This window comes from bacterium (assembly GCA_030654305.1).
Taxonomy (GTDB): Bacteria; Krumholzibacteriota; Krumholzibacteriia; order LZORAL124-64-63; family LZORAL124-64-63; genus PNOJ01.
The window spans coordinates 1-6,372 of sequence record JAURXS010000508.1; the positions used below are offsets into that span (position 1 = coordinate 1).

Genomic DNA, 6,372 nt, shown 5'->3' on the forward strand with positions numbered 1-6,372 from the left:
TTGACGGCGGGGCCGGCATGCTCTAGAAATGTGCCGGATCGGAAACGTCCGTACCCAACCCATTTCTCTAGAGGGAGAGACACGATGAAGAAGATCCTGTTTCTAACCACGGCCCTGGTCCTCGTCGCGGGCGTCGCGGCGGCCGGTCCCATGGCCTTCGGCCCGCGCGCCGGCTACGTGGACGCGGTCGACGGCGGATTCTTCGTGGGCGGTCACGTGAAGGGTCTGAACATCACGCCCGAGATCGCGCTGGTCCCCAACGTCGAGATCGCCTTCTTCGACGGCCTCAAGCTGTTCTCGTTCGCCGCCGACGCCAACTACAGCTTCGTCGAAGCCGACCTGAGCGGCTTCACGCCCTACGTCGGCGGCGAGATCGGCATGCACATGTTCAAGTTCGACGATGTCCCGGCCGGCATCGACGACTCATACACCAAGATGGGCATCAGCGTCCTGGGCGGCCTGGAGAAGAGCCTGGACGAGACCAAGTCGTTGATGTTCGAGCTGAAGATCGGCCTGTCGGACTACGCGCCGGACATGAAGTTCACCGTCGGTCTGACGTTCTTCTAGACCGCGGCGTGGACCGCGCGTCCCTTCCATGGCGGCGGCCGGAGTCCCTCGGGGCCCTGGCCGCCGCTTGGCATCTGCGTCTGTCCGGTCGACGGGCGACCCGCGCCGGCGGCGGCCCCGGCTGGCTGCGCCTGACCCTCGAGGCGCGGGAGGACGCCGCCGCTCCCACGCACCTCTTCCTGCTGGCGCGCGCCGGCGCCGTGATGGCCTGGGACGACGAGGCTCCCCTGCCGCGCGCCTGGGCCGACGCCCTGGGCTGGGTGCCGCAGAAGCGCCTGGCCGCCTCGCATCTCCTCGGCTGCAGGCTGGAAGCTGTTTCCGCGCCGGCGGACGACGCCATCCTCTTCTTCGTCTTCGCCGACCCGGACGGGCGGCGGTTCGTGCTCGCGCACCAGTTCTTCGGCCAGCGCGGCAACCTGGTGCTCGCCGACGGCGACGGCCGCCGGCTGTGGTCGGCCCACGCCTCGCCCCACCCCGCGACGCTCGCGACGCCGCCGACGCCCGCGCCGCCGGTGGAGCCGGAGCCCGACGACGTCGCGGCCCGGTGCCGGGTACTCGGTCCCTCCCTGCTCGGCCCCCTGCTGCTCGACGAGGCGTTCGCCGAGGCGCGCGCCGCCCTGCGCCGCGTCGCCGACGCCGCCCAGCGCCTGGGCGCGAACCTGTCGCGCGACCTGGCCACGGCCGACGGCGGCGAGGCCGTGCGGCACGCCGCCGAGACCCTCGCCATCCACCTGCACGCCTTGCGCCGCGGGACCGCGGACATCGAACTGCCCGACGCCGCCGGGACGATGTGCCGCCTCGTCCTGGACCCGACCCTGAGCCCGGCCGAGAACCTCGACCGCCTGTTCCAGAGGGCGCGCAAGGCCGTGCGTGGGCGCGAGCACATCGTGCGCCGCCTGGCCGAGGCCGAGGCCAAGCAGCAGCGGTGCCGCGAGCTGCTGCTCGAGCTGGACGGGCTGGCAGACGCCGAGGACCCGCTGCCCGCCGTGCTGGCGTGGCGCGCGGAGCAGGCCCCGCTGTTGGGTGCGGGCAAGCGCGTGGTCGCGGGACGGCGAGAGGCGGCACCCGAGGCGACGCCGTACCGCCGCTTCCTGGTCGACGAGCGCTGGGAAGTCTGGATCGGCCGCAACGACCGCGAGAACGACGAGTTGACCCACAAGGCCGCCGCGCCCGACGACTGGTGGCTGCACGCCCAGGGCGTGCCCGGCAGCCACGTCGTGCTGCGCGCCGGCGGCCACCCGGAGCAGGTGCCCCGGCAAGCCCTGGAGAAGGCCGCCTCGCTGGCCGCCCAGTACTGCCGCGCCCGCAATTCCGGTCTGGTCCCGGTCGTCTACACGCTGCGCAAGCACGTGCGCAAGCCGCGCCGCTCGCCGCCCGGCCTGGCGGCCTGCACGCACGAGAAGAGCCTGATGGTGCCGCCCGGCGCGATGCCCGGCGTCGTGCCGCTGAACGCCGCGGAGGCGGGCGAGCCCCGCCCGTGAACCGTTCACCGGCTGGCATCCGGGCGCGTCGCGTCGCATCTTGAAGCTCGAACAGGAGGCGGCCGTGGCCAGGGTGTCGCGCACGATCATCGGCTTCTTCGGACGGGTCAACGCCGGCAAGAGCACGGCGATGAACCTGCTGACCCGCCAACCCACGTCCCTGGTCGACCCCGCTCCCGGCACCACCGCCGACGTCCGCGACGCGCTCATGGAGATCCACGCCCTGGGCCCCTGCCGGATCCTGGACACCGCGGGCCTGGACGAGGGCGCGGGCCTCGGCGCCAAGAAGCGGCAGAAGACGCTGGCCGCGCTGCAGGAGTGCGACCTCGTCGCGCTGGTCATCGACCCGCGGCAGGCCCGCGCCTCGGGCCAGGTCGACGTCGAGGCCTTCGTCGCGCAGGAATGCCTGCGGCTGGGCAAGCACCTGGCCGTGCTGCTGAACCTGCGCGCCGGCGACACGCTGCCCGCCGACGTGCGGGAGTTCTGCCTGGACGCGCTGCCCCGCGACGGCGGTTTCCCGGTCTTCGAGGCCGACCTCGCCGACGACGCGCGCACCGCGGCGCTGGCGGAGTTCCTGGCCGCGGCCTCCCCCGCCGCGAAGCGGGCCGGGCCGCTGCTCCCGTTCCTGCGGGACCGCGGCGCGGTGCTGCTGCACGTGCCGATGGACGAGGAGACGCCCTCGGGCCGCCTGCTGCGCCCGCAGGAGATGGCGATGGAGTTCCTGCTGCGCCGCAGCGTCCCGGTCGCGCTGTACCGCACCGACCTGCGCCGGGCGCGCCACGATGACCCCGCCGTGCGGGACGCCGAGCGCCGGCGCTTCGTCGCCTTCCTGGGCGCGCTGGCCTCGGCCGAGAGCGTCCAGCTCGTGCTGACCGACTCCCAGGCCATCGACGTGATGGACGTCTGGGTGCCGGCGGACGTGCCGCTGACGACGTTCTCGGTGATGATGATCCACGCCACCTCGGGCGGCGACCTCGCCCTCTTCGCGCGCGGCGCCGCGGCCCTCGACGCGCTGACGGCGGGCGACCGCGTGCTGATCGCCGAGGCCTGCAACCACGACCGCATCGCCGAGGACATCGGCACCGTCCAGCTGCCGCGCCAGCTGCAGGAGCGCGTGCCGGGCGTCGTCGTCGACCACGCCTTCGGACGCGAGTTCCCGGATCCGGACGAGCTGCTGAAATACGCCGTGGTGATCCACTGCGGGGGCTGCATGATCCACGAGCAGAAGCTGCGGGCGCGCGTGCTGCGGCTGGCCGCCGCCGGCGTCCCGGTCACCAACTACGGCCTGGCGCTCGCCTGGCACGAGGGGCCCGACGCGCTGCGGCGGGTGCTGGCGCCCTGGCGGGTCTGAGCGGCGATCCCCGACGGGATCAGCGCAGCCGCTCGATCTCCTCAAGCAGGACCCGCTCGAGGTCGTCCTTCCCGATGTTGCGGTGCAGGACGCCCTTGCGGTAGATCGCGACCTTGGTCTTCCCCGCCGCGATCCCCAGGTCGGCCGCCTTGGCCTCCCCGGGCCCGTTGACGATGCAACCCATCACCGCGATGACCCGGTCCGGCGGCAGGTCCTTGGCCAGCTCCTCGACGCGGCGCGCCAGCGCCACGACGTCGACTTCGACGCGCCCGCAGGTCGGGCAGGCCACCACGCGCGCGAAGCCCTCGCGCAGGCCCAGGGCCTGCAGCATGTGGAAGGCTGCGGTCACCTCCTCGACCGGATCGGCCGCCAGCGAGATGCGCACCGTGTCGCCGATCCCCTCGGCCAGCAGCACGCTCATCGCGGTCACCGAGCGCGAGATGCCGGCCTGCAGCGTGCCGGCCTCGGTCACCCCCAGGTGCAGGGGCGCGTCGCTCAGGCGCGAGAAGCGGCGGCAGGCCTCGATCACCTCGGGCGGGTCGCTGCTCTTCAAGGAGACGATGACGTCCGCGAAGCCGACGGCCGCCAGCACCTCCAGCTCGTCCAGGGCCGACTGCACCATGGCGCCGGCGGGGTCGCGCTTCGCCAGCTCCTCGTAGCGCCGGTGCAGGCTGCCCTTGTTGACGCCGATGCGGATCGGGATGCCGCGATCCTGGGCGGCGCGGGCCACCTCGCGCACCTTGTCGGCGGAGCCGATGTTGCCGGGGTTGAGGCGCAGCTTGGCCACGCCGGCCGCGATGGCCTTGAGCGCCAGCTCGTGCTGGAAGTGGATGTCGGCGACCAGGGGCACCGTCGAGCTGCGCACCAGGCGCGGGAGGGCTTCCGCCGCGGCGTCGTCGTTCACCGTCACGCGCACGATCTCCGCGCCGGCGGTCGCCAGCTCGAGGATCTGCTGCAGGGTGGCGTCGTGATCGCCGGTCTTGGTGGTCGTCATCGACTGCACGCGGACGGGCTCGCCGCCGCCGACGCCGATCGCGCCGACCATCACGCGCCGCGTGGCGCGGCGCGCCGCGGTGGTGGGATATTCGCTCATGATTCTCTCTTCAGGACCGGGCCGGCGGTGCGCAGGTCCCCCACGCGGCGCGTGACGCCCGCGGCGTCGAGGTGCTCCAGCAGGGGGATGCCCAGCTTGCGGCTCAGGCCGGTCAGTTCGCGGAACGTGGCGAAGTTGAGGCTGCCCTCGGCGTCGAAATGGGCGCGCAGCCGCCCGCGCAGGTCGTCCAGCGCGGCGGCGTGCACAGGATAGTCGTCCGTCACCATCACGGCACGCCCGCGGGCCGCGAGGTAGCGCAGGTGCTCTTCGATGTCGTGGCCGGCGAGCTGGTTGGCGGGCAGATCCGCGGCGACGACGGCCGCGCCGGGCCAGTCCAGGCCACAAGCCCGCAAGCGGGCTTCCACGGCGTCGACGGCGCGCCGCAGCCCGTCCGGCAGCACGTCGGACTGCGCCGGTCCGATGCGGTCGCCGGCGGCGCTCCAGCCGCGGGCGGCGGCCAGGGCCTCGATCAGCGCGTTCCACTCCGCGGCCGAGCCTGCGAAGCGCACCTTGCGGCGCGCTTCCTCCTTGCCCACGCCCCCGCGCAGGGGGTTGAGCCGCCAGGCCTCGTCGGCCAGGGCCGCCACGCGGTCGGCGATCTCGTCCATCAGGGCGCGGTCGTAGAGCCGCTTGCCCAGCGGCTGCGCCGCGGGGTCGGCGGCGAAGGCCGCGTGCTCCGCGGCCGGCAGGCCGGCGGTGCCGGCCTCGCGCAGTTTCTGGCGGAACAGCTCGGCCGGGTCGCCCAGCTCCAGGACCGCGAGCTCGGCCAGGGAAGTCTCGTCGAAGCGGCGGCGGCGCGGCGGGTCGCCGTGCAGGATGCGGCCGCCGGCCATGGTGTCCAGCGGCGAGTAGAAGCGCAGCACGAGGCGGTCGCCGCGGCGGACGACCAGCGGCGCCTCGAGCTGCAACTGGACCAGGCCGCTCGTGCAGCCGGACTCGTGGGACAGCAGCTCCACGTCGAGCAGCGTCGCGCGGGCCAGCACCTCGCGGCCGGCGTGGTGGACGTGCAGGCGCTGGCGGTTCTTCAGCTCGCCGTCGAAGTGCGCCACCAGGTCGACGCGCGCGTCCAGCCGCAGCGTGGTGGCGCAGGCCCCGGGCGCGACCACCTGGAAGCCGCGCTCCACCTCGTCCTTCTTGATGCCGTGCAGCGCGAGGGCCAGCCGCTGACCCGAGCCGCCGCGCGCCACCGCGCGACCGTGGGCCTGCACGTCGCGCACGCGCACCTTGGCGCCGGTGGGCGCGAGCTCCAGCACGTCGCCCACGGCGGTCTCGCCGCTCCAGCAGGTCCCGGTCACCACGACCCCGGCGCCCGGCATGGTGAAGACCCGGTCCACCGGCAGCCGGAAGGGGCCGTCGCCGCCGCGGTCCGGCAGCGCGGCCGCCTCGGCGACGAGCGCGGCGCGCAGGTCGTCGAGACCCTCGCCGGTGCGCGCGGAGACCAGGGCCGCGGGGCGGTCCTGCAGGAACGTGCCGCGCGCCAGGTCGCGCACCTCTTCCAGCGCGACCTCGGCCAGGTCGCGGTCGACCAGGTCGAGCTTGGTGATCACGATGACGCCGCCGCGCACCCCGAGCGCGGCCAGGATCTCGAGGTGCTCGACCGTCTGGGGCATGACCCCCTCGTCCGCGGCCACCACCAGCAGCGCGAGGTCGACGCCCCCGGCCCCGGCGACCATCTGCCGCACGAAGCGCTCGTGGCCCGGCACGTCGACGACGCCCAGGGACGTGCCGTCCGCCAGGGTCATCTCCGCGAAGCCCAGCTCGATGCTGATGCCGCGCTCCTGCTCCTCCTTGAGGCGGTCCGTCTCGATGCCGGTCAGCGCCTTGATCAGCGCCGACTTGCCGTGGTCGACGTGGCCGGCGGTGCCGAGGATGAAGCGGCG

5 protein-coding genes are annotated in these 6,372 nt (G+C 73.9%); 3 read left to right on the forward strand and 2 right to left on the reverse strand.

The window, feature by feature from the left end:
• Positions 1-84: 84 nt before the first annotated feature.
• From Q7W29_14425 to Q7W29_14435, 3 genes are all read left to right on the forward strand, one after another.
• Positions 85-567: a hypothetical protein gene (locus tag Q7W29_14425; protein ID MDO9173017.1), complete on the forward strand. Its 483-nt coding sequence runs from the start codon at positions 85-87 to the stop codon at positions 565-567.
• Positions 568-575: 8 nt separating this feature from the next.
• Positions 576-2,048: an NFACT RNA binding domain-containing protein gene (locus tag Q7W29_14430; GenBank protein ID MDO9173018.1), complete on the forward strand. Its 1,473-nt coding sequence runs from the start codon at positions 576-578 to the stop codon at positions 2,046-2,048.
• A 64-nt stretch (positions 2,049-2,112) separates the two neighbouring features.
• Positions 2,113-3,399, forward strand: coding sequence for a GTPase (locus tag Q7W29_14435; GenBank protein ID MDO9173019.1), 1,287 nt, complete (start codon positions 2,113-2,115; stop codon positions 3,397-3,399).
• Positions 3,400-3,418: 19 nt separating this feature from the next.
• Here the strand turns inward: Q7W29_14435 and ispG are convergent, their stop codons facing one another.
• Together ispG and selB are read right to left on the reverse strand one after the other, a co-directional pair.
• The gene (gene ispG, locus Q7W29_14440) at positions 3,419-4,492 is read right to left on the reverse strand and encodes a flavodoxin-dependent (E)-4-hydroxy-3-methylbut-2-enyl-diphosphate synthase (protein ID MDO9173020.1); all 1,074 of its coding nucleotides are present in this window, start codon (positions 4,490-4,492) and stop codon (positions 3,419-3,421) included.
• Positions 4,489-6,372: selenocysteine-specific translation elongation factor (selB, locus tag Q7W29_14445; GenBank protein MDO9173021.1), on the reverse strand; the 1,884-nt coding region annotated here is incomplete at its 5' end. The genes selB and ispG, both read right to left, overlap by 4 nt.

What these genes read in the sequence shown, in the direction of transcription:
- Q7W29_14425 (MDO9173017.1), top strand. Translation starts at nt 85, where the DNA reads ATGAAGAAGATCCTGTTTCTAACCACGGCCCTGGTCCTCGTCGCGGGC.
- ispG (MDO9173020.1), bottom strand. Translation starts at nt 4,492, where the DNA reads ATGAGCGAATATCCCACCACCGCGGCGCGCCGCGCCACGCGGCGCGTG.